The following is a 23,676-nucleotide window of genomic DNA, read 5'->3' as shown; positions in this document are numbered from 1 at the left end:
CTGATGTGTCCAGCAAAGGCTGGCCGAACCGGGTAGATACGGTGTCGGGAAGTCTGCCGAGGCACGTTTCAAAGGGGTCCGTATGCTAGCATACGGGCCCCTCGAAACACCCTATGTCCTGAGCTGAAGCGTACTCAGGGTGACCATGAATCGAATGAGAGTTCCCATGATGACCGATGCTGCCCTGATCGATGAGCTGACGACCCTGGTCGAGCCTGGCAAGGTGCTGACCGATGCCGATTCGCTGAATGCCTACGGCAAGGATTGGACCAAGCATTTCGCTCCGGCACCCTCGGCCATTGTGTTCCCGAAGACCATCGAACAGGTGCAGGCCATCGTTCGTTGGGCCAACGAGCGCAAGGTCGCGCTGGTGCCGTCGGGCGGACGTACCGGCCTCTCCGCTGCGGCCGTGGCGGCCAACGGTGAGGTGGTCGTCTCCTTCGATTACATGAATCAGATCCTCGCCTTCGACGTGATGGATCGCACCGCGGTCTGCCAGCCGGGCGTGATCACCGCACAGCTGCAGCAGTTCGCCGAGGACAAAGGCCTCTACTATCCGGTGGACTTCGCTTCGGCCGGCTCCAGCCAGATTGGCGGCAACATCGCTACCAACGCCGGCGGCATCAAGGTGATTCGCTACGGCATGACCCGCAACTGGGTGGCCGGTTTGAAGGTCGTCACCGGCAAGGGTGATCTGCTCGAACTGAACAAGGACCTGATCAAGAACGCCACCGGTTATGACCTGCGCCAGCTGTTCATCGGCGCTGAGGGCACACTGGGCTTCGTCGTCGAGGCCACCATGCGCCTGGAGCGCCAGCCGACCAATCTCACCGCGATGGTGCTGGGTACGCCGGACTTCGAGTCGATCATGCCGGTGCTGCATGCCTTTCAGGACAAGCTGGACCTGACCGCCTTCGAGTTTTTCTCCGACAGGTGCCTGGACAAGATTCTCGGCCGCGGCGATATTCCCGCGCCCTTCGAGACCCGTACGCCGTTCTATGCGCTGCTGGAATTCGAGGCGACCACCGAAGAGCGTGCCGAGCAGGCCCTGGCGACCTTCGAACATTGCGTCAACGAAGGCTGGGTGGTCGATGGCGTGATGAGCCAGAGCGAACAGCAGTTGCAGAATCTGTGGAAGCTGCGCGAATACATCTCCGAAACCATCTCGCACTGGACGCCGTACAAGAACGATATCTCGGTGACCGTTTCCAAGGTGCCGGCGTTTCTCGCCGACATCGACGCCATCGTCACCAGCAACTATCCGGATTTCGAAGTGCTCTGGTACGGCCACATCGGCGACGGCAACCTGCACCTGAACATCCTCAAGCCCGATGCGCTGTCGAAGGACGAGTTCTTCGACAAGTGCGCATCGGTCAACAAGTGGGTGTTCGAGACGGTCGAGAAGTACAACGGTTCCATTTCCGCCGAGCACGGTGTCGGCATGACCAAGCGCGACTACCTGACCTATAGCCGTTCTGAGGCCGAAATCGCCTACATGAAGGCGATCAAGACGGCGTTCGACCCGAACGGCATCATGAACCCGGGCAAGATCTTCGCTGTTTGAACAGACAGGAACTCTCCATGACCTACAAGCACCAGTACACCGACGGCACCACGATCCATTACCCGCTGGGCAAGGTGGTCTGTATCGGCCGCAACTACGCTGAGCACGCCAAGGAGCTGAACAACCCGGTGCCGACCGAGCCGCTGTTGTTCATCAAGGCCGGTAGCTGCACGGTGCCGCTGGACGGTGGTTTCAGCATTCCGAGCGACCGCGGCGCGGTGCATTACGAGGCCGAAATCGCCGTGCTGATCGGCAAGCCGCTGTCGCGTAAGCCGAACGAAGAAGAAGTCCGCGACGCGATCTCCGGCTTCGCCCCGGCGCTGGATCTGACCCTGCGTGACGTGCAGGCCAGACTGAAGGAAAAGAGCCATCCCTGGGAAATTGCCAAGAGTTTCGACGGTGCCTGTGTGCTGGCACGTTCGTGCCAGGCGATGCGGTGAGCGATCTGAACGAGATCGGCATTCGCCTGACGATCAACGGCGAGGTTCGCCAGGATGGCAACAGCAGCCAGATGCTCAATGCCATCCTGCCGCTGCTGCAGCACATCGCGGGGCACTTCAGCCTGCAGCCGGGCGACGTGGTGCTGACCGGTACACCGGTCGGTGTCGGCCCGCTGAACCAGGGCGACCAGTTGGTGCTGGAGCTGGTCGGACTGTCTCGCTTCGAGAGTCGCGTGCTCTGACTGGCCCGGGCCGGGTACGTTTTGGCGTATCCGGCCTGTCTGCTGCGTATCCTCGCCGTTGACGGTCATGCTGTAATCACAGCCCTTTTCTGCGGCTGACCTCCATGCCTGACACTGCTGCCCGATCATCCCGCCTGCGCTTGTTTCTCTACGCGATGCTGAGTCTTACCGTCGTGGCAGTCATGCTAACGGGCTGGCTGCTGCATTGGGACGATCAGCTGAAACTCTATTGGCAGGAGCAATCCATCGACGCCGAACAGCGCGCCGAAAGTATCTGGTTGCCCGATTACGAGCTGGTGTTGCAAACCACCCTGGTCGGCCTGGAAGAAGACGAAACCTCAGGGCTGACCTGGAACGCGGCGACCGGCACGCTGTTCACGGTGACCGGCCAGAACCCGCAGCTCGTGGAGTTCTCCCCCGGCGGCGTGGTGCTGCGGCGTATAGCCCTGACCGGATTCTCTGATCCCGAGGCAGTCGAAGCTTTGGGCGATGGTCAACTGGGGATCGTTGACGAGCGACGCCGTCTGGTTGCGGTATTCCGGCTTGCGCCTGGCGTGGAGAGTCTTGATCTCGATGACCTCGCCACTTATGACCTGGGTTTCGATGATGCAGGCAACAAGGGTTTCGAGGGGCTGGCCTGGAATCCGCGTACCCGGCGCATGCTGTTGGCCAAGGAACGCGGCCCGCAGGGCTTGTTCGAGCTGCCGTTTCCCGGTGAAGACGGCGCGGCTGGCACACTCGAGGCGCTGCCCGATCATCCGTTGCTGGTGCGCGATATCTCTTCGGTGGCCGTCGATCCCCGTACTGGCCACACGCTGATGCTTTCCGATGAGTCACGGCTGCTGGTCGAGCTGGACCTGCAGGGGACCCCGCGCAGTTTCATCAGCCTGTTCGACGGCCTTAACGGCTTGGTGGAGGGCATCGATCAGGCCGAAGGTGTAGCGATGGATGGCGAGGGCAACATCTATGTGGTTGCCGAACCCAACCGCTTCTATGTCTTCAGGCGGCACCGGTAGCGCGCGACCTGCCAGGCAGCACGCGGGGTGGCGTTTCGTCGGTTAAGGTTCAAGTAAGCACGACTGCGCACAATCGGGTCTTTCCCATTAGCGGAGCGGCGACATGCGTCGTGCTTTCAAGATACTGACTGTGCCGGTCGGCCTCGGCCTGTTGCTGGCGCTCTTTGCTGGCCTGCGCTTTCAGCTGTTCGAGCGTGCCTGGTTCAACTTTTCGCAATGGCACCAGGCGGAAGAGCGCCAGGCCAGCTCGCTGTGGCTACCCGACTACCGGGCGGTTATCCAGGCGCGACAGGTCGTTGGCATCGCGGATGATCTGTCAGGGCTGACCTTCGATCCGGACCGCAACAGCCTGATCGCCGTCACCAACGGCAAGCCGCATCTGCTCGAACTGGACCTGGAGGGCCGGATCCTGCGCGCCATCCCATTGCTCGGGTTCGGCGATCCGGAAGCGATCGAGTACATCTCCCGCGGCGTATACGTCATCAGTGATGAGCGCTCGCAACGGCTGCTGCGTGTCGAGGTCGATGAGCAGGCCAGGGTGATCGACGCCGCTGACGCACAACAGCTATCGCTGGGAATCGGGCGCAACGGCAACAAGGGCTTCGAGGGACTGGCCTACGACGTGGCGGGCAAACGGTTGTTCGTTGGCAAGGAGCGCGATCCGGTGCGGATATACGAGATCGAGGGCTTCCCCTACCGCGAAGAGGACCGACCGCTCGCGGTTCACGTCCGCGAAGATCGCCAGCGTGATGCCGATCTGTTCGTCCGGGACCTGTCCAGTCTGCAGTTCGATGAAAGGACCGGGCACCTGCTGGCGCTGTCGGACGAGTCGCGCCTGATGGTCGAGCTGGATGCCAACGGCAAGCCCGTCAGCAGCCTGTCGCTCAGCGCCGGTGATCAGGGTCTGGATAAAGACATTCCACAGGCCGAGGGGATCGCGATGGGCCGCGACGGCACGCTTTACCTGGTCAGTGAACCGAACCTGTTCTACGTCTTTCGCAAGTGATCCGAGGGTCGGTACCGCTTCGACCACCCGGACAGCGTCGGCTCAGGCAGCCGGACGGGCGCTTTCGTCCTCCAGATCGGCATCGGCGGCGTGCCGGCGGACCAAGTCGCAGCCCTGTTGCGCGCTGTGCAGGCTGCTATACAACTGGCTCTGACCGATGATCTGGGCGTTGGTCGCCTTGAGCACGAAGTAATGCTTGCCGTTGCTGGAATCCTTTATTTCGAAGGCTCCCTCGCGCCCGGGTTCTTGCGTACCGAGTCGATGCCGGCCAGCGCAGAGGCGTGGGCCTTGTACTGCTCGCTGGGCAATATGATTTGGCCATTGCTGGCCGCCAGCACAAAATGGAGTTGACCGCTGCTGACCTTCTTCAGCTGGAACTTGCCTGACATGACGACACCCTCCTGTTGGTGGTCTGCACATCGCTGATGTTCTGCACCAGGCAAGCGTAGCCGCACATCACGGATGTCGCCGTTTCGTTCAGCGCTTGAGCGTCTGCACGCCGTCCTTGGTGCCCAGCAGCAGAACGTCGGCCGGGCGTGCAGCGAACAGGCCATTGGTGACCACGCCGACGATATTGTTGATCTGCGCTTCGAGGTCCGGCGCGAAGCCGATCATCAGGTTGTGCACGTCGAGAATCACGTTGCCGTTGTCGGTCACCACGCCGTCACGGTAGACCGGATCGCCGCCCAGCTTGACCAGTTCGCGCGCGACATGACTGCGGGCCATGGGGATGACCTCGACGGGCAGCGGGAACTCGCCGAGGCGCTCGACCAGCTTGCTGCCATCGGCGATACAGATGAAGGTCCGGGCTACCGCTGCCACGATCTTCTCGCGGGTCAGCGCCGCGCCGCCGCCCTTGATCAACTCCAGATGGCTGTTGGTTTCGTCCGCGCCGTCGACGTAGAACTCGAGTTCCGACACCGAATTCAGATCGTAAACAGGGATACCGTGACCTTTCAGGCGTTCTGCCGTCGCGTCGGAGCTGGCCACGGCGCCATCGAAGAAGCCCTTGTGCTTGGCCAGCAGGTCGATGAAGAAGTTGGCGGTGGAACCGGTGCCGACGCCGACGATGCTGCGGTCAGTGAGCTGTGGGACGATGAGGTCGACAGCGGCCTGTGCGACTGCCTGTTTGAGTTGATCCTGGGTCATGGCGTAAGGGTCCGGGGCGAAAGAATGGAGGCGCAAAGTATAACGAGAGCGTCCCGATGGGTCTTACCCCGATTACCTGCCGATTGCCGGTGGTCGGCGGGTTTTGCGCGGGGTAGACTCGTTGACCCCGCAATGCCCGCCAAGATAGCCCACGATGCTCGAACAGTACGTCAAGAAGATCCTCACCTCGCGCGTCTATGACGTCGCCGTCGAAACCCCGTTGCAGCCTGCACGCCAGCTTTCCGAGCGGCTGGGCAACCAGATTCTGCTCAAGCGCGAGGATCTTCAGCCGGTGTTTTCCTTCAAGATTCGCGGCGCCTACAACAAGCTGGCGCAGCTGTCCCCCGAGGAACTGGCGCGTGGCGTAGTTACCGCCTCGGCCGGCAACCATGCCCAGGGGCTGGCGCTGGCGGCACGTGAGCTGGGTATCAAGGCGACGATCGTCATGCCGCGCACCACCCCAGAGCTCAAGGTGCAGGGCGTGCGCGCCCGTGGTGGCAAGGTCGTCTTGCATGGCGATGCCTTCCCCGAGGCACTGGCTTACTCGCTGAAGCTGGTCGAGGAAAAGGGCTATGTCTACATCCACCCCTACGACGATCCGCATGTGATCGCAGGCCAAGGCACCGTGGCGATGGAAATCCTGCGTCAGCACCAGGGCCGCCTCGATGCCGTGTTCGTGCCGGTGGGCGGCGGTGGCCTGATTGCGGGCGTGGCCGCGTATATCAAGTACCTGCGACCTGAAATCAAGGTCATCGGCGTCGAGCCGGACGACTCCAACTGCCTGCAGCAAGCCATGGCGGCGGGGGAGCGCGTGGTGCTGCCGCAGGTTGGGCTGTTTGCCGACGGCGTCGCGGTGGCGCAGATCGGTCAGCATACCTTCGATATCTGCCGTCACCATGTGGACGAGGTGATCACCGTCAGCACCGATGAGATCTGCGCAGCGATCAAGGATATCTACGACGACACCCGCTCGATCACCGAGCCGGCCGGTGCGCTGGCGGTGGCCGGAATCAAGCGCTATGTCGAGCGCGACGGCGTGGCCGATCAGGTGCTGGTGGGCATCGATTCGGGTGCCAACGTCAACTTCGACCGGCTGCGCCACGTGGCCGAACGCGCCGAGCTGGGCGAGAAGCGCGAGGCGATCATCGCCGTGACCATTCCCGAGCAGCCGGGCAGCTTCAAAGCATTCTGCGAAGCGATCGGCAAGCGCCAGATCACCGAATTCAACTACCGCTACCATCAGAATCGCGAGGCGCACATCTTCGTCGGTGTACAGACCCATCCGGAAAACGACCCGCGCCTGGCGCTCGTCGAAAGCCTGCGCGCGCAGGGCTTCCCGGTACTCGACCTGACCGACAATGAACTGGCCAAGCTGCATACGCGTCACATGGTGGGCGGGCATGCGTCCGGCGTCAGCGACGAGGTGGTGTTTCGCTTCGAATTTCCAGAGCGACCCGGTGCACTGTTCAACTTCCTCAACAATCTGGGCGGGCGCTGGAACATCTCGATGTTCCATTACCGCAACCATGGTGCCGCCGACGGCCGCGTGGTCGCTGGCTTGCAAGTGCCTGCCGAAGATCGTCATCTACTGCCGGCGGCGCTGGACAAAATCGGCTACCGCTACTGGGACGAAACGGACAATCCGGCCTATCAGCTGTTTCTCGGTTAGCGCCGTGTGGCTGTAGCCGCTGTAATCAGGCAGGCGCCGATCAACTAACCGAACAGAGCACTGGCGAGAACATGGAACACTATCAGCTGTTGAACATCGTCCACACCGCGCTGGCGATTCTCCTGACACTTGGGCTGATCGCCCACATCGCCATGCTGTGGAAGGCCTGGCGCCGCGCCGATACAGCCGTGCTGCAGCAGAAGCTGCGCCGCACACGGCTGTTTTCTCTTCCTTTGCTGGCCATTCTGGCTTTGTTGCTGCCGCTGACGGGCTGGTGGCTGGCGCATCTGGCCGGGTTTCCGTTGGGCCAGCTGTGGCTGCTGGCCAGTTCGGTGCTGTTTCTCGTGCTGGTGCCGCTCGGCCTGTTGCTGGGTGGACGCTTGCGCGCCTGGCAGGGGCTGGGTGACGAGCCCGCGCCGGCCAAACTGCCGCGCTTCGCGCTGGTCTACGCAGGCCTGATCCTGCTGATCCTCGTCGCCATCATGGGGCTGATGGGAGCCAAGCCCGTCTGATGCGCATCCTGCTGGTGGGGGCCAGCGGCTTAATCGGCCGGCATCTGCTGCGGGCACTGCAGGGCGAAGGCCATCAGCTGATCGCGACCTCGCGTTCGGGACGAGGCGTCGAGCTTCCGGGCGTGCGCTGGCAGTCGCTGGATCTCGCCAGCCTGGCCAGCCATCCCGAGCGGTTCAACTGGCCGGACAGCATCGACCTGGTGGTCAACGCCACCGGTGTGTTGAGCACTGATGCGCACCACCTCGCCAGCGTGCAGGACCGTGGTACACGCGCGCTGTTCGATCTCGCTGCGCACCACGGCGCTAGGGTTATCCAGCTGTCCGCGCTGGGTGCGGGAGCACAGCGGGACGTACCCTTTCTGGCCAGCAAGGCCGCCGCCGATGAACACCTTCTCTCGTTACAGATTCAGGCAGTTGTTTTGCGCCCCTCGCTGGTGCTCGGCGAGGGCGGGGCAAGCAGCCGCTGGCTGGTCCGCCTGTCGCCCTGGCCGCTGATTCCGTTGCTCGATACTCGGGCTCGGGCGCAGCCTCTGCATGTCGATGACCTGGTCGCGGCAGTGCTTGGGCTGTTGCGCAACTGGCCAGCGGAGCCCGCTGTGATCCCGCTGGTAGGCGCCGAGGCGCTGACGCTGCCACAGTTGCTTGATCGGCTGCGTGCCGCTCAGGGCTGGGGACCAGGGCGCTATGTTCGGATTCCCCCGACGCTTTCAAGGCTGGGCGCACGGCTCGGTGATCGTTTCGGCTGGCAGGCGTTGAATTCCCAGACGGTGATGCTGGCGCAACGCGACAACCTGGCCTCGTCCGACGCAATGAAAGCTGCTTGTGGTGGGGCGGCCGCGCCGCTTGCGAGCCGGTTGGCTGACTGGCCGAGACGGGAACAGACTGCGGCGATGGCCCTGCGTCCCGTGTTGCTGGCGGTGCTGGTACTGATCTGGCTGGGCACGGCCGCCGTCTGCCTCGGTCCAGGTTACGACTGGGGCCTGCGGATCATGGCGGAGTTGGGCGTAGGGGGCCTGCTTGCCGCTGTGGCCATTGTTGCCGGTGCCCTGACGGATGCGCTGCTTGGCCTGGGGCTGCTGTCGCGCCGCTGGCGCCGTCATGCCTTGCAGGCGCAGATAATACTGATGCTTGGCTACATGCTGATCATCAGCCTGTGGTTGCCGCATTACTGGTTCGATCCCTTTGCCGCGATTGGCAAGAACCTCGTGTTGCTGGTGGCCACGCTTTGGCTGTTATGGAGCGAACCCATGCCGGAGGGACAGCGATGAGCCTGTATCTGCTGCTCAAAACGCTTCACATCTTGTCCTCGACGGTGCTGTTCGGCACAGGGCTGGGCTCGGCCTATTACAGCTGGCGCGCCTGGCGCAGCGGCAAGCTTGAGGTGATCGCCGTAACCTTCCGGCACCTGGTGTTCGCCGACTGGGCCTTCACCGCGACCACGGCGATCATTCAGCCACTCAGTGGCCTGGCCCTGGTGCACCTGGCCGGCTTCGACCTGAGTCAGCCCTGGCTGATGTGGAGCATCGGTCTCTACGTGCTGGCTGGCGCCTGTTGGTTGCCGGTGGTGTGGCTGCAAATCCGAGTGCACAAGTTGGCCGAACAGGCGTTGCGTGACGGCACGCCCCTGCCCGAGGCGGCCTTTCGCTACATGCGCTGGTGGTTTGCGCTTGGCTGGCCGGCTTTCCTCTCGTTCGTGGCCATCTTCTATTTGATGGTCGGCAAGGGCGCCTAGGGGCTGTTGCTGTTCCCCGCTCAATCACACCAACGACGCGTGCCAACCCGAAAGGCGGGTCGGCCGGAAAGCAACGGCAACCGACCCCAGCTAGCGCAGGCTAATGATGTCCCAGCCGCGTTGCTGGGCAATCTCGCGCAGAGTGGGATCGGGGTCGACGGCGACGGGATGGCTGACCCGCTCGAGCAATGGCAGGTCGTTGCGCGAGTCGCTATAGAAATAGCTGTCGTCCAGACTCTGGTCGTTTTCCTCAAGCCAGCGCTCGATGCGCGTGACCTTGCCTTCCTGGAAGCAGGGCACGTCGGTGAGACGACCGGTGTAGCGGCCGTCTTGCATCTCGCACTCGGTGGCCAGCAGCGTATCGACGCCCAACCGCGCGGCGATCGGCCCGGTGATGAAACGGTTGGTGGCTGTGATGATCACCACCCGATCACCGGCCTCATGATGCCGGCGCACCAGTGCTGCGCCCTTGGCCAGCATGATGGGTTCGATATGGTCACGCATGAATTCGGTGTGCCACTGCTGCAGCTGGGCCATATCGCTGCGGCCCAGCAGTTCCTGACAGAAGTTCTGGTAGGCCTCGACATCCAGCTCCCCGGAGAGGTAGTCCTGGTAGAAGGCATCGTTGCGGGCGCGATATGACTCGGCGTCGACCAGGCCACGCTGGCAAAGAAATTCGCCCCAGGCGTGGTCGCTGTCACCGGCCAGCAGGGTGTTGTCGAGATCGAATAGAGCCAGGCGCACGCTGCGTTCCTCGGAGCGATGAAAAGAGGCGAAGCATAGCGGGATTACCCCGCACATGGCACCCGCAAGGCGGTAGCCCGGCATCCTGAGGCGGTTGATCAATGGCCGTTCAGCGCGCTTTCTGCTTATCGTCATTTTGTGGAACAATGCCGCGACATGCGTTTGCGAGGTTGTATGCCGTGATCGACTCCGATGGTTTTCGTCCCAACGTCGGCATCATCCTGACCAATGATGCCGGGCAGGTGCTATGGGCTCGACGGATTAATCAGGACGCGTGGCAATTTCCGCAGGGCGGTATCAATCCGCGCGAAACACCCGAAGAGGCGCTGTACCGCGAACTCAACGAGGAAGTGGGGCTTGAGCAGCAGGATGTGAAGATCCTCGCCTGTACACGAGGCTGGTTGCGCTATCGTCTGCCGCAACGCCTGGTGCGTACCCACAGCCAGCCGCTGTGCATCGGCCAAAAACAGAAGTGGTTTCTACTTCGCTTGACCGGCGCCGAGGATCGGGTGCGTATGGATCTGACCGGCAAGCCCGAATTCGACGGCTGGCGCTGGGTCAGCTACTGGTATCCGCTGGGCCAGGTGGTCACCTTCAAGCGTGAGGTCTATCGTCGCGCCTTAAAAGAACTCGCCCCGCGCCTCCTGGCGCGGGACTGACGGGAGAAAGCCCCTGAGCATGCTCGGCACGCTGCGCAAGATCGTCCAGGAAGTGAATGCCGCCAAGGACCTCAAGGCGGCGTTGGGCATTATCGTGCTGAGAGTGAGAGAGGCCATGGCCAGCCATGTCTGCTCGGTCTACCTGCTCGATCCCGAATCCGGTCGATTCGTCCTGATGGCCACCGAAGGCTTGAACAAGAAAGCCATCGGCAAGGTCAGCATGGCGCCCAACGAGGGCCTGGTCGGTCTGGTCGGAACCCGCGAGGAACCGCTCAACCTCGAACATGCCTCAGAGCACCCGCGCTATCGCTACTTTGCCGAGACCGGCGAAGAGCGCTACGCCTCATTCCTTGGTGCGCCGATCATCCACCATCGGCGGGTGATGGGCGTTCTGGTCATTCAACAGAGAGAGCAGCGGCTGTTCGACGAGGGCGAAGAGGCGTTCCTGGTGACCATGAGTGCGCAGCTCGCGGGGGTCATTGCCCATGCCGAAGCGACCGGCTCGATCCGCGGCCTGGGTCGGCAGGGCAAGGGTATTCAGGAAACTCGCTTCATCGGCATTCCCGGCGCGCCCGGCGCGGCCGTGGGTACGGCCGTGGTTGTTCTGCCGCCGGCTGACCTGGACGTGGTGCCGGATAAGGCAATCGATAATATTCCCGCCGAACTCGAGCTGTTCGAGACCGCGCTCGAGGCCGTGCGTGCCGACATGCGTGCCCTGTCGGAGAAGCTCGCTACGCAGATGCGCAAGGAAGAACGGGCGCTGTTCGACGTCTACCTGATGATGCTCGACGACTCCGCCCTGGGCGGCGAGGTATCGAAGGTCATCCGTACCGGCCAGTGGGCTCAGGGCGCTTTGCGCCAGGTGGTCAGCGATCACGTCGGGCGCTTCGAGATGATGGACGACGCCTATCTGCGCGAGCGTGCTTCGGACGTCAAGGACATCGGTCGTCGCCTGCTCGGTTACCTGCAGCAGGCTCGCCAGCAGACCCTGACTTATCCAGATCACACCATTCTGGTCAGCGAGGAGCTGTCGCCCTCTATGCTCGGCGAGGTGCCGGAAGGCAAGCTGGCCGGGATGATCTCGGTGCTCGGTTCGAGCAACTCCCACGTCGCGATCCTGGCGCGTGCCATGGGCATACCTACGGTGATGGGCGCGGTCGATCTGCCGTATTCGAAAGTCGATGGCATTGAGCTGATCATCGACGGTACGCGCGGCGAGATCATCACCAATCCGGCCAAGGTGCTGCGTGAGCAATACCTGGTCCTGGCCGAACAAGAGCGTCAGCTCTCCGAGGGTCTGGATATCCTCCGCGAGTTGCCCTGCGAGACCACCGATGGCGTGCGTATTCCGCTGTGGGTCAACACGGGTCTGCTGGCCGATGTGGTGCGGGCGCAGGAGCGCGGTGCCGAAGGCGTCGGTCTGTATCGAACCGAAGTGCCCTTCATGATCAAGGAGCGCTTCCCCAGCGAGAAGGAGCAGATGGCGATCTATCGCGAACAACTGCAGGCCTTCCATCCGCTGCCGGTGACCATGCGCAGCCTGGACATTGGCGGTGACAAAAGCCTGCCGTATTTCCCGATCAAGGAAGAAAACCCCTTCCTTGGCTGGCGCGGCATCCGCGTCACCCTGGATCATCCCGAGATTTTTCTGCTGCAGACCCGCGCCATGCTCAAGGCCAGTGCTGGGCTGAATAACCTACGCATCCTCCTGCCGATGATCTCCGGCACGCGCGAGCTGGAAGAAGCGCTGCACCTAATCCATCGCGCCTGGGGCGAGGTGCGGGATGAAGGCACCGACGTCGAGATGCCGCCGATCGGCGTGATGATCGAGGTGCCGGCAGCGGTCTATCTGACCCGCGAACTGGCGCGTCAGGTGGATTTTCTTTCGGTGGGTTCGAACGACCTGACCCAGTACCTGCTGGCGGTCGATCGCAATAATCCGCGTGTGGCCGATCTCTATGACTACCTGCACCCGGCGGTGCTCGAGGCACTGCAACGCGTCGTCCGCGAGGCCCATGACGAAGGCAAGCCGGTGAGTATCTGCGGTGAGATGGCCGGTGATCCCGGCGCTGCCATCCTGTTGCTGGCGATGGGTTTCGACAGCCTGTCGATGAACGCTACCAACCTGCCCAAGGTGAAATGGATGCTGCGCCAGATCAGCTCGACCATGGCGCGCGAGCTGCTGACCAAGGTGATGGTGATGGACAGTCCGCAGGTGATTCATGCCACCGTGCAGCTGACCCTGCGCAACCTCGGGCTGGATCGAATGGTCAACCCGTCGGCGGCGCTCTAGCCCAGCATTGACTGCTGGCTGAACGGCGGCAGGCTGATGCGACTGTCGCCTAGCGCACCAGCCGGACCGAAGCGACGCTCGACGATCTCTGTCGAGCCGTCAGCACGACGGATCAGCGCGGTGCTGGCGCGAGTCCCGTAGTCGGCGCTGGCAATAAACGCGCTCGACAGTCTCTTCTCCCACTCGTAGGGCACCCCAGTGCTGGGCAGCTCGTCATCCGCTGCGGGTTGCGGGTCGCTCAACAGCTGCAGCAGGATTTCCGCTTCCGGTGCATCGATACAACCATGCAGCGCCGCGCGGGTGCGCAGGAGTTTCGGCCAGGGGCTGTCCAATGCCGCGTTGGACAAGCCGTAGATGCCGGCCGATAGCTGTTCCGGCGTGCCCGTGCTTGAGTTGAGATACCACAGCTCGCACGCATCGGCGACCAGCAGATTGAACCCCGAATAGTGCTCGAGATGGCCGGTCAGCTCGGTCAGATAGGCTTGCGGTGACAACTCACCCCGCAAATAACGCTCGGGAAGCTCACCGCGGGAGCGCGCCCCGGCTGGCGTTTCGGGCGCACGGATATTGGTCAGCGCGGCGAAGCGGCCCGCCGCTCCAACCCCAAGCCAGGTGCCGCCTGCCTGTAGGTCGCGTCCCCCGATGATCTGCGGTGCGTCCTCCCATATCCCCAACGGCAGGCTCGGGCGCGCATGGAATTCGTCACGGTTGGCCGCGACAATCAATGGCAGCGCATGACTCGGGCGCCAGGCGAATACGATCAGGCACATAGGTCTGCTCAGTTGGAAACTCGAAGCCGGCAGCTTGAAGCCAAGCAGCCCGACTCGGCAACCTGTTCCCGCTTTTCGGCTACCATGCTGCTTTGTTTTTCAGGGTGGTCCGATGGAGTTCGCGCTTTACCTGCTGCTCGGTGGGGTTGCTGGCGTGTTGGCGGGGCTGTTCGGTGTCGGCGGAGGAATGGTCATTGTTCCGGTGCTGGTCTTCAGCTTCACGATGCAGGGTTTCGATCCGCTGGTGTTGACCCACATGGCGGTCGGCACGTCGCTGGCGACGATCATTTTCACCTCACTGAACTCGATCAGAGCCCATCACCACAAGGGCGCCGTGCAATGGCCGGTGGTGCTGTGGATGACCATCGGCATTCTGCTCGGGGCGGTCTTGGGCAGCGTCACCGCGGCGGCGATCCAAGGGCCTATGTTGCAGAAGATCATCGGCGTGTTCGCCATTGCCATGGCGATTCAGATGGCTTTTTCGCTTCAGCCCAAGGCCAGCCGCGGCGTGCCCGGTAAGCCCGGGCTCACGCTGGCGGGCATGGTGGTGGGCTGGGCGTCGGCGATCTTCGGGATCGGTGGTGGGTCCCTGACGGTGCCCTTTCTCAGCTGGCGCAGCGTGCCCATTCAGCAGGCGGTCGCGACATCCGCCGCCTGTGGTTTGCCAATCGCCATTGTCGGCGCGTTGAGTTTCGCGGTGGTTGGCTGGCAGGATGTGCATCTGCCGGAATGGAGCCTGGGGTTCGTCTATTTGCCGGCGATGTTCGGCATCGCCATCACCAGCATGTTCTTCGCGCGCATCGGTGCACAGCTGGCACATCGATTATCGGCGCTGATGCTCCGGCGCCTGTTTGCGCTGTCGCTGCTCAGCGTGGGTATCAATTTCTTGATCTGAGGAAACCTGGATGCTGCCTTATCCGCAGATAGACCCTGTGGCCGTTTCGCTAGGCCCGTTGCAAATCCACTGGTACGGCCTGATGTATCTGATCGGCATCGGCGGCGCCTGGCTGCTGGCATCGCGCCGGCTGCACCGCTTCGACCCGAGCTGGGACAAGGACAAGCTCTCCGATCTGGTGTTCTGGGTCGCCATGGGCGTGATCGTCGGCGGGCGGTTGGGTTACGTGCTGTTCTACGATCTGGCGTCCTACCTCAACGATCCGACGCTCATATTTCAAGTGTGGAAGGGCGGCATGTCGTTCCACGGTGGCCTCATCGGCGTGCTGCTATGCAGCTGGATCTTTGCGCGGCGCAACGGCAAGAAATTCTTCGAGCTGATGGACTTCATCGCGCCTTTCGTACCCATCGGGCTGGGTGCCGGGCGCATCGGCAACTTCATCAATGCCGAGCTGTGGGGCAAGGCGACGGACGTGCCCTGGGCCATGGTGTTCCCCACCGATCCGCAGCAATTGGCGCGCCATCCCTCGCAGCTTTACCAGTTCGCGCTGGAAGGCGTGGCGCTGTTCGTCATTCTCTGGATCTATTCGAGCAGGCCGCGGCCGACCATGGCGGTATCGGGGCTGTTCGCGGTCTGCTACGGGATCTTCCGTTTCATCGTCGAGTTCGTGCGGGTACCCGATGCGCAACTTGGCTACCTGGCGTTTGGCTGGTTGACCATGGGACAAGTGCTCTGCGTGCCGATGGTGCTGATCGGCCTCGGCATGATCGCCTGGGGTTATCGCCATGAGCCGGCCAAAGCACCGGCATGAACCGCTCGCCCGGCTTCGTCGCCAAGCGCGAGACAAGTCGGGCGTCGGCTCTTACTATTCCCAGGTTTCTTTTCACCGCGCCTCGGCGCCCGCTTCGAGCCCATCGATGAAACAGTATCTCGACCTGATGCGCCATGTGCGCGAAAACGGCACCTTCAAGAGCGACCGCACCGGCACCGGCACCTACAGTGTGTTCGGCCATCAGATGCGCTTCGACCTGGCGGACGGTTTCCCGCTGGTGACCACCAAGAAGTGTCATCTGAAATCCATCATTCACGAGCTGTTGTGGTTCCTGCAGGGCGATACCAACGTCCGCTATCTGCAGGAAAACGGCGTGCGCATCTGGGACGAGTGGGCCGACGAGAACGGCGAGTTAGGGCCGGTCTACGGCTATCAGTGGCGCAACTGGCCGGCACCGAACGGTGAATCGGTCGACCAGATCGCCAAGTTGATCGAGATGATCAAGACCAATCCGGACTCTCGCCGGCTGATTGTGTCGGCGTGGAACCCCGCCCTGGTGGACCAGATGGCGCTGCCGCCGTGCCACGCGCTGTTCCAGTTCTACGTTGCCGACGGCAAGCTCAGCTGCCAGCTGTACCAGCGCTCGGCCGACATTTTCCTTTTATACCCCCTGGAGGAAATCGCACAGTACGCAAAGGCTGCGTAATAACACTGCCTTCCAAGCTCGTTTATTGTGCCCCGGTACGATTTGCACATTGTGTATGGTGCGGGCGGCTTCGAGGAGAATGGAAGTAGTGAAGGTGATATCAATCAGGGGAAAGATCCTAGAGTTCAGTGAGTCCCCGACCAGGCGGGACAACACAACCGAAGTTTCCCAAATTCATGAAGCCGTGAAGCTTACGGGGGCAGCCGTCTTTGATGACGACGAGCGCCTGATGCCTTTGATTTCGGGTTTCTTGTCGCATGGGCTTCGTAATGCCCTGATCTCCGAGCAATCAGCTCTGACATATGGCCGCAACCTTGGGTATACCCATGAGTACCTGATGGGGCGTCGGGAGTTTCGGGATTGCGAACGTGACTCTGCCTTTCTGGAAATACGAACCCACGTCATTGAGGAGTACTTCGCTCACCTCCGCGAGATCGAGGAAATCTCGAAGAAGACGCTGCGCAATCGGGATTGCTCCCTGATGGCATTCTTCAACAATTCGCTATGCCGGGGAGTAGACGATGTTCCGGCTCCTCGAACTGCACCGAATCCCTATGTCGCGGGATACCTGTCCCCTCGTCCGAATAAGAGTTTGGTGGTCGCGTGCTCTCTGCACAACCTCAGAGAGCTCATCCTAGCCACGCAGAGCGAGCGAGAGCGCTGTCTGCTCCAGTTTATTTACGACACAGGCCTGCGGCGCTCAGAAGTCCCGCGAGTGACCCTAAAGGCGATCGATGACGCGCTTAGGTTTCAGGACACTTTGTTCATCTCTCGGGGTATTTCTGAGCCCGTCAATGCTGATTACTGCCCTCTCCGTATCGATGGCAGCAAAGGCCCTGCTGACTCCTTCAAGCCGCGTGACACCTTGGTCAGTCGTGCCACCTTGCTGCGAGTGAAGAAGTATCACGCCTCACCGCTCTACAGAATGTACAAGCGCCAATTCCCCAGTGCAGAAGCAACCCCTGCCTTCCTAAATGCGGAAGGCGGCCAGTTCACCGCACGCTCGATCTCCAAGCTCTTGGAACGCACTTCCAAGCGTGCCCTTTGCCTGATGAAAATAGACAGAATGATCTCCCCGCATAAATTGAGGCACGGGAACGCTTATGCTCTGCTCAGGACGCCGGACATCGGCACCGATTACCTCGATCGGTTGGTGTCCGTACAGAAGACGCTGGGTCACTCACAGCTCAAAACATCGGAAACCTATACCCAAATCCCGTTCGACCTCTATCAGAAGCTCGTCAGTCCTGGAACTGAAACCAAGACGAAAGCGGGTGAAATGGCCGAGTTGTCCCTGCAGACGCGCCTGAGAATTGATGCGGGAGACATGAAATGAGTGGTCGGTTAAGTAGTGCTCAGGTAGACGCTGCCATCGAGTCGTTTGTAGCCCGCGCCACTGATGAGCGGGAGTCGTTGCTTAAGATTCGTCTCAATAGGGGTGATGACCTTGCAGTGTCTACTAGCTACGTCGCCGAGCATACAAACTTGGTTCAGACGACAGTCTTATCAAGGGCACCGCTTTTACAACCCATCCTGGAAGCAATGAGCGAGGAGGGAATTATCGTCCCAGGCCATACCCCGCTTGCTTGCGATTGGCGTCGCAGGCTTCTCGCCTGGTACGAGGGTATGTCCAAAGAAGAGAAACTGGCCATCCCAGTGAATGCCAATACCATCCGGTACCAGGGGTACATTAGCGAGATCCCTGAACTGGCTGGCTTTCACGAGGCGAGGAGGATTGAGTTAGTTAAGGCTACGTTCGAGGAGATCCTTGATGACCTCCGGCGGCTTGGTGTCCTTGACCCCAACTATCAGACCGTCGCACAGCGCATCGCCTCGAAGAAGCCAACTGAAAAGACAGAAACGGTGCAAGACGCCTTCCGGGCCCTACGTGCAGTCCACATCAATCGGTTTTCCGACATCGCGCCGCCAGATGCCGAGCGCCCTTTTCATCATCTGCTGCACCTCTTCAGTGCCTCGTCAAAAAGAGGCTGTATTGCCACCGCCCAGGTAAAATCTGTCCAGGCGTTTAACTGGTACCGAGACTATCTAAAAACAGCGAGTTACACGGGCCAGGAAGACATCCGTGAACTCGTCACCGGCTATACCCTCCCTAGGTTCAGAGGTTATCTCCAGGACAAGATCCTTGAGCGCTCACTGTCGACCGGCCACTGCAGTACGTTGATGAGCACGGTACGCCAAATGATGAGACGTGCGCTTCAGATTGAGGGCTTGGGGCTGGCCGGCTTCGTCGAAGCCGAGGGCTTTGATGTCAAACGTGAAACCGATCAATACAGACCCTATGCCTCGGTTGAGCGGACTCGCATTTCGAGTGCCATCCTGCAAGAAGTTGAAGAAACCAACCGCCTGGCTCAGCCCTATGCAGTCAGCCTCGCTGGTGAAGATCCAGTTGGCTTTGAGGGGGGTATCCGCAAAGGCTATGGGACCCTCGATAATGCTCGATGGATATTTGAGAGCAAACTAGCATGTACCCCGGTTAACTTCAGGACGTTTGACCGCGATAATGCCTACGAGAGAGCTTTCATTCGGATTATTCAACGATCTTCTAAGACGATCTCCGAAGTCTACAAAGATTGGGGAGTTTTATACCAAGTTGATGCTCGGGTACTGGCTCCGTACATCACAAGGCTTGCCCAAGTTACAGGCATGAACGCAGATTCACTGTTGGGGCTTGAGCTAGATGATTTCATCGAACGTCATGATTTGACGGATAGGCCGTGCCTGATTTATTGGAAGGAAAGGTCTGAGGGCGAGAAGGTGCTTCACCTTGATCTGTTCCATGCCGATATTTCGTGGCTGACCACTTCACAAGGGCGTGCGGTCAAGCAGGTTTTTGATGATGTTATATTTTTGACCCGTAACATTCGAGCGGAAGCACCACCAGAAGTCCAGACAAAGCTGTTCATCTATTGCTCAAGCTCTGGGACTAAATATGGTGTGATCGATTCCGTCGAGAACTCTAGCCACAGTTTGCTCTGCAAGATTTTGCAGAAGTTCTCGCAGGATCATGGTCTGCTCGATGAGGACCGCAATCCGCTCAAGCTCTCAGCTTCACGTTTTCGGCCAAGTTTTGTGAGCGAGCTGATCGAGCGCGGTGTGTCCCCGCGCGAGATTCAGGTGCTTCTGGGCCATAAGAGTCTCAGAACTACCATGGCGTATCTGGATCGGATGGATTTCAATCCAGTGGCGCGCCGAATGCTGAATAAAGTGCTTCATGAAATACACCAAGACACCTTGAACGAAGCTCCAAAGATCATTCCGACCCGAACGATTGAGCAGGCCTCTGAGAAGGTGTTGCTGGAGGCGGGCACGGCTACCTGCATGAACGTGTTCGACCCGCCAGATTTCATCAAAGGTCTGGCGGGCTACGACCCCAGCAAGCCCTGCACGCTGTTCAACAAGTGTCTCTCGTGCAGTAACAGCATCATCACTGTGTCGCACCTGCCGGAGCTCTTTGCCAGGCGTCGTGACTACCAGCGCATGATCGAGGTCAACCGGGTGCTCGACACGCCCTACGGAACGGTGATCTTGGACAACCTCAGTGTGCTCAACAGCATCCTAGATCCGGAGACCTCTGATTTTTCCATAGAAGAGCTGGCCAAGGCCGAGCGCCTCTCTGAGAACCTGCAAATCAATATCCTAATTGAGGGGGTTGCGTTATGAGCCAAGCCATCGTGCCTGAGCTCGCAGCCTTCAAGAAATGGCGGAGTGCCTCACATGTCCTTCTGTTGGGTCTTCAGAAGAACATTGCCGAGTCTAGCTTGGTGCCACTTGAGGCGCTTTCCTGGTACACCGCACTGATGGCGTTGCCTGTTAGTAAGCTTTCCTCCTTGGGCGACTCTGTTTGGGACTTCAATGATGATTACCCGAATGCTGCCAGGAACGTCAAAGGCGGCAAGCAGAGACTCAATTTTGAGTGGTACCCATTGCTCAACCAGTCAGCGATTCTGGAAGTGAAGGTAACGATGTATTGTTGGCTGAAAATGCCGTCGGCCATGCGAACACTGGCGTCTCCAAGGGGCGTCAAGGCCAACACCGCCATTGCGTGGTTCAAGGCCGGCCTGAGCTTTCTGAACACGATGTCAGGGCAGGCACGACAGCTCATGACGGATGAATTTTTTGAGGTTGGCTACCATGGCCTGTCGTATTTCGATGCGGGCATGTATCGCGAAGCGGCACTCGCCCATCCTCTTTCTTACGGCCCTGATCTCAAGAGATTCTTCACCCTGGTCAGGTCGCCATTTCTTGAGGAACATATTTTCGCGGAGTCACTTCCTTATGTAGAGCTTGAGTCGCTGGCTTGGGCCAAGGTACGCAAGCACATGGATGAGTCCGAGAGAGCCTATCGAATCCTTCCGAACGACGTGTTCGAGAAGGCCTCCCGCGAGGCATCGTTTGCTGTCGTCGACTTCCTGAGCACACTTGGAGAGCCTGTAGATGACCTGGTTTCCCTGACCCGCCAAAACGCAGGCGGGTACTCCCTGGCCAAGGCTCATGGGTTAACGCGGTTCAAGTTCGACCTGTACGTGGCACTGCGACTTCGACGGAATGGCTATGATTCCGATGCGATGGCTGCTGCGATGGATCGTGTCCGACCGGAGTTCCAGTCGGAGTTTAAGCTCCATGATTTCAAGGCATCGGAAACCTTAAGCAAGCTCACGAAGGCGAAGCTGGACGACGACTTCCGTCGGTACATCAACTTCGTCTCCTACAGTGCATGTTATCTCGTAGCGCAGTACACCGGCATGCGCCCCTCAGAACTCTCCGAGATCTTGGTTGAGTCGTGCATAGAGCAAGAGAGTGATTACTGGCTTCTGGTCAGTAACGTCATCAAACACCGGCAGGGCTTGGCCAAGCTTTTTGACGACAAATGGATTGCGATTCCCATCGTACGCGACGCCATTCGTGCTGCCTGCTTCATCGCCAAGATCAAGCAGAATCCCTATCTGTTTTCCAGTGTGCTGATGGTTGGTCAGGGCGGCGAGCCAGCCTCGATGCCTTCAAAAGGGATTGCACGCCAATTCAGCGTTTTCTTCGAGGAGATTCTGACAGACGAAGAATTAGAGACTCTTGAATTCTCTCCCTACACGTTGCGGCACACCTTGGCCTATCAAATGGCCAGGGCTGAGCTCGGGCTTCCGTTCATCTCTCATCAGTTGAAGCACTTTGGGAATCTCATTGGCGGTGCTGGTCAAAACAAAGCTTTTAGTACGGTCACGCTTGGCTATGGGGCGATCGCTGAGATCCTGTCTAAAGGTGGCCGTTCCTCTGGCAAGACCCCCGGTCAGCTGGCGGAGGAGGAGTACATCATGAGTTTCTGTGATCCTGATGGAAACTACGCCGGCCCGAACGCAGAGAGCCATAAGGCGCGGATGAGAAAGGTATTCAGCGGGTACATGGCAGCCGGTTACACCAAGGAGCAGATCATCGCCCAGATGGCGAAAAAGCGGCTGGCGATCATCAACGTGGGCCAAGGCTTCTGTTACGGCAGCCAGCGCGAGGAGCATGATGAGACTCTCCCCTGCATCGGGTCGCTGCGCTGCAATCCGAACCGGTGCAAAAACGCCGTGATCACGAAAGCTCATGCCCCTAAGTGGCGTGAGATCTATGTCCAGAGCAGCTTGGCACTGAGTTCTCCGCCATCCGCCCAGATTGAAGAAGACCTTCGTGCCGCGGTGGCAGAAGCGAAGGGTGTGTTGGAGTATTTGGGCGAGGAGGTCGAGTTATGACGGGCCAGGCTTTTGATGTCAAAAATCAGCTCGACTTCGACAAGAACACTGAGCTGCTGGCACGAGGAATTATGCAGATCTCAGCAGATGTATCTTTGAAACCGACTGCAGCTGAGCTCAGCCGGATCACGGGCATCCATCGCAACACTATCCGACAACGACGGTGGCCCTTGGAGCGCCTAGAAGCCATTAAAGAAAACCGCCGTATGGAAGTGCTTGCTCACAAGGTTAGGGCTGAGAAGAAGCAGGATCCTAAGGCGATTCTGATGCAGCGCCTTGAAAAGAGTCGTTTGGAGGTCCTTTATTGGTTCAATAGGCATCAGGAAACTGAGAGTTCCTGGGCCTCGCTTGATAAGCGGTTGAACACTGTCCTTGAGTCCAGGGACTACTACGTGCAGATCGTCGATGATCTGCGTTTAAAGATAAAGCTGCAGGATACTGAAATTCAGAAGCTGCGTGACGCGCTGCATTTGGTCAGCGCGAATTTAGAGGAATGGAAATGAAGATGTACCACGATTTGCTGGCCGATGTCTTGGAGAACGGCGTCGAGAAAAGCGATCGCACAGGGACCGGCACTTTAAGCGTTTTTGGTCGCCAGTTCCGCCACAATCTGGAAAATGGCTTCCCGCTGCTCACCACCAAGAAGCTGCATTTCAAGAGCATCATCAATGAGATGATCTGGTTTTTGAACGGCGATACCAACACCAAATGGCTCAAGGAGCATGGTGTCAGCATCTGGAATGAGTGGGCGACTGAGGATGGTGATCTCGGGCCAATCTATGGGAAGCAGTGGACTGCATGGCCGACTCAGGATGGGAAGACCATCAACCAGATCGACTATGTCGTTCATACGCTCAAAACCAATCCGAACAGCCGTCGCATCCTGTTCCACGGATGGAACGTCGAATACCTGCCAGACGAGTCAGTAAGTCCTCAGGAGAATGCGCGGAACGGAAAAATGGCACTGCCTCCTTGCCACTTGCTCTACCAGTTCTATGTGGCAAACCAAAAGTTGTCGGCGCACCTATATATTCGATCTAGCGATCTGCTACTCGGAAATCCGTACAACCTGGCTGGGGTAAGTTTCCTGACTCATATGCTGGCTCAGCAATGTGATTTGGGTGTTGGTGAAGTTGTGGTCACTATGGGGGATGCTCACATTTACCTCAACCATATTGAACAAGTGAAGTTGCAATTGACTCGTGAGCCTCGACCTTTGCCTAAATTGATTCTGAAGCGTAAGCCGGACAGCATCTACGACTACAAGTTTGAGGATTTCGAAATCGTGGGTTACGACCCGCATCCCCACATTTCTGCCCCTGTGTCGATCTGATCTCCTAGGGGGTGGCCTTGAGCCTGGTGAGGCAAGCGTTTCGAACGTTTGAGACGCGCCACCCGGCTCATTGCCTCCCTGTCTAGTATGCCAACTATGCTTGGCGTCAGCGTTGAGCGAAGCCCACAAGGATTCCAAGATGTAGATCTGGTCGACACCCTGCGCAACAAAAATCAAGTGCTAGGGAGAGGAGGTGTGCTAGGGCTCAGTGCTGTCCTCTTGCACATAGGAATAGCTTTGCAGAGCAGGGCTGTGAGAAACAAACCTAGCATCATCGCCAGCATGCTTAGGCTGCTGGGAGAGGGTGGATTATGGTGGCATCAGTATATTTCTGGTCAACGCCATACAGGTAGTCTGTAGGGAGGCAGCTACCGGGTAAAACTCGCATACCGCATAGTCTTGTTGGGTACTTCTTGTGGCGAGTACT

Annotated in this window: 19 protein-coding genes and 3 pseudogenes; 18 read left to right on the top strand and 4 right to left on the bottom strand. The window is 59.6% G+C overall.

Annotated elements, in window-relative coordinates:
* Nucleotides 1–169 precede the first annotated feature (169 nt).
* The 4 genes and pseudogenes from DQ405_RS00395 to DQ405_RS00380 all read left to right on the top strand — a co-directional run bounded on the left by DQ405_RS00395 (nt 170) and on the right by DQ405_RS00380 (nt 4,268).
* Nucleotides 170–1,564: an FAD-binding oxidoreductase gene (locus DQ405_RS00395; protein ID WP_168422721.1), complete on the top strand. Its 1,395-nt coding sequence runs from the start codon at nt 170–172 to the stop codon at nt 1,562–1,564.
* A gap of 17 nt (nt 1,565–1,581) precedes the next feature.
* A pseudogene (locus tag DQ405_RS00390) lies at nt 1,582–2,246 on the top strand (fumarylacetoacetate hydrolase family protein).
* Between the two features lie 104 nt (nt 2,247–2,350).
* Nucleotides 2,351–3,262 carry an SdiA-regulated domain-containing protein gene (locus DQ405_RS00385; protein ID WP_168422400.1) on the top strand — a complete coding sequence of 304 codons (912 nt, stop codon included), beginning with the start codon at nt 2,351–2,353 and terminating at the stop codon, nt 3,260–3,262.
* Between the two features lie 103 nt (nt 3,263–3,365).
* Nucleotides 3,366–4,268 (top strand): SdiA-regulated domain-containing protein, encoded by a 903-nt coding sequence (locus DQ405_RS00380; RefSeq protein WP_168422399.1) that lies wholly within the window; start codon nt 3,366–3,368, stop codon nt 4,266–4,268.
* Between the two features lie 42 nt (nt 4,269–4,310).
* Here the strand turns inward: DQ405_RS00380 and DQ405_RS00375 are convergent.
* Nucleotides 4,311–4,657: pseudogene (locus tag DQ405_RS00375) on the bottom strand (YegP family protein).
* Nucleotides 4,658–4,745: 88 nt separating this feature from the next.
* Nucleotides 4,746–5,417: a ribose-5-phosphate isomerase RpiA gene (gene rpiA / locus DQ405_RS00370; RefSeq protein WP_168422398.1), complete on the bottom strand. Its 672-nt coding sequence runs from the start codon at nt 5,415–5,417 to the stop codon at nt 4,746–4,748.
* A gap of 154 nt (nt 5,418–5,571) precedes the next feature.
* Here rpiA and ilvA point away from each other — a divergent pair, with 154 nt between their 5' ends.
* The 4 genes from ilvA (at nt 5,572) to DQ405_RS00350 (ending at nt 9,330) form a co-directional block, all read left to right on the top strand.
* Nucleotides 5,572–7,086 (top strand): threonine ammonia-lyase, biosynthetic, encoded by a 1,515-nt coding sequence (gene ilvA / locus DQ405_RS00365; RefSeq protein ID WP_168422397.1) that lies wholly within the window; start codon nt 5,572–5,574, stop codon nt 7,084–7,086.
* A gap of 71 nt (nt 7,087–7,157) precedes the next feature.
* Complete coding sequence (locus tag DQ405_RS00360; RefSeq protein ID WP_168422396.1) at nt 7,158–7,598, top strand: DUF2269 family protein; 441 nt, start codon at nt 7,158–7,160, stop codon at nt 7,596–7,598.
* Complete coding sequence (locus DQ405_RS00355) at nt 7,598–8,866, top strand: SDR family oxidoreductase (RefSeq protein WP_168422395.1); 1,269 nt, start codon at nt 7,598–7,600, stop codon at nt 8,864–8,866. Before DQ405_RS00360 ends, DQ405_RS00355 begins: the two co-directional genes overlap by 1 nt.
* Nucleotides 8,863–9,330 carry a DUF2269 family protein gene (locus tag DQ405_RS00350; RefSeq protein ID WP_168422394.1) on the top strand — a complete coding sequence of 156 codons (468 nt, stop codon included), beginning with the start codon at nt 8,863–8,865 and terminating at the stop codon, nt 9,328–9,330. The genes DQ405_RS00355 and DQ405_RS00350 overlap by 4 nt, the downstream gene beginning before the upstream one ends.
* A 90-nt stretch (nt 9,331–9,420) precedes the next feature.
* On the opposite strand, the gene DQ405_RS00345 is transcribed toward DQ405_RS00350, so the two are convergent.
* Nucleotides 9,421–10,074 carry a histidinol-phosphatase gene (locus DQ405_RS00345; protein ID WP_168422393.1) on the bottom strand — a complete coding sequence of 218 codons (654 nt, stop codon included), beginning with the start codon at nt 10,072–10,074 and terminating at the stop codon, nt 9,421–9,423.
* A 179-nt stretch (nt 10,075–10,253) separates the two neighbouring features.
* Between DQ405_RS00345 and DQ405_RS00340 the strand changes: the two genes are divergently transcribed.
* Complete coding sequence (locus tag DQ405_RS00340) at nt 10,254–10,733, top strand: RNA pyrophosphohydrolase (protein ID WP_031310843.1); 480 nt, start codon at nt 10,254–10,256, stop codon at nt 10,731–10,733.
* 19 nt (nt 10,734–10,752) lie between these two features.
* On the top strand, nt 10,753–13,026 hold the full coding sequence (gene ptsP, locus DQ405_RS00335) for a phosphoenolpyruvate--protein phosphotransferase (RefSeq protein WP_168422392.1): 2,274 nt from the start codon (nt 10,753–10,755) through the stop codon (nt 13,024–13,026).
* On the opposite strand, the gene DQ405_RS00330 is transcribed toward ptsP, so the two are convergent.
* The gene (locus DQ405_RS00330; RefSeq protein ID WP_168422391.1) at nt 13,023–13,796 is read right to left on the bottom strand and encodes an NRDE family protein; all 774 of its coding nucleotides are present in this window, start codon (nt 13,794–13,796) and stop codon (nt 13,023–13,025) included. The genes ptsP and DQ405_RS00330 overlap by 4 nt on opposite strands.
* 112 nt (nt 13,797–13,908) lie before the next feature.
* Between DQ405_RS00330 and DQ405_RS00325 the strand changes: the two genes are divergently transcribed.
* The 8 genes and pseudogenes from DQ405_RS00325 (at nt 13,909) to DQ405_RS00290 (ending at nt 23,249) form a co-directional block, all read left to right on the top strand.
* Entirely contained in the window at nt 13,909–14,691 is a 783-nt protein-coding gene (locus DQ405_RS00325; RefSeq protein ID WP_168422390.1) for a sulfite exporter TauE/SafE family protein, read from the top strand.
* A gap of 10 nt (nt 14,692–14,701) precedes the next feature.
* On the top strand, nt 14,702–15,502 hold the full coding sequence (gene lgt / locus DQ405_RS00320; RefSeq protein ID WP_168422389.1) for a prolipoprotein diacylglyceryl transferase: 801 nt from the start codon (nt 14,702–14,704) through the stop codon (nt 15,500–15,502).
* A gap of 106 nt (nt 15,503–15,608) precedes the next feature.
* A pseudogene (locus DQ405_RS00315) lies at nt 15,609–16,157 on the top strand (thymidylate synthase); the annotation flags it as partial.
* A gap of 91 nt (nt 16,158–16,248) precedes the next feature.
* The gene (locus DQ405_RS00310) at nt 16,249–17,505 is read left to right on the top strand and encodes a tyrosine-type recombinase/integrase (RefSeq protein WP_174824636.1); all 1,257 of its coding nucleotides are present in this window, start codon (nt 16,249–16,251) and stop codon (nt 17,503–17,505) included.
* Nucleotides 17,502–19,850 carry a site-specific integrase gene (locus DQ405_RS00305; protein WP_168422388.1) on the top strand — a complete coding sequence of 783 codons (2,349 nt, stop codon included), beginning with the start codon at nt 17,502–17,504 and terminating at the stop codon, nt 19,848–19,850. Before DQ405_RS00310 ends, DQ405_RS00305 begins: the two co-directional genes overlap by 4 nt.
* Nucleotides 19,847–21,916 (top strand): tyrosine-type recombinase/integrase, encoded by a 2,070-nt coding sequence (locus tag DQ405_RS00300; RefSeq protein ID WP_168422387.1) that lies wholly within the window; start codon nt 19,847–19,849, stop codon nt 21,914–21,916. The genes DQ405_RS00305 and DQ405_RS00300 overlap by 4 nt, the downstream gene beginning before the upstream one ends.
* Nucleotides 21,913–22,419, top strand: coding sequence for a hypothetical protein (locus DQ405_RS00295; RefSeq protein WP_168422386.1), 507 nt, complete (start codon nt 21,913–21,915; stop codon nt 22,417–22,419). Before DQ405_RS00300 ends, DQ405_RS00295 begins: the two co-directional genes overlap by 4 nt.
* Nucleotides 22,416–23,249: a thymidylate synthase gene (locus DQ405_RS00290; protein ID WP_168422385.1), complete on the top strand. Its 834-nt coding sequence runs from the start codon at nt 22,416–22,418 to the stop codon at nt 23,247–23,249. Before DQ405_RS00295 ends, DQ405_RS00290 begins: the two co-directional genes overlap by 4 nt.
* Nucleotides 23,250–23,676: the final 427 nt, after the last annotated feature.

This window comes from Pseudomonas sp. SST3 (assembly GCF_003325755.1).
Note: the sequence above shows the minus strand (reverse complement) of the source record. Positions and strands in the feature narration are given on the sequence as shown.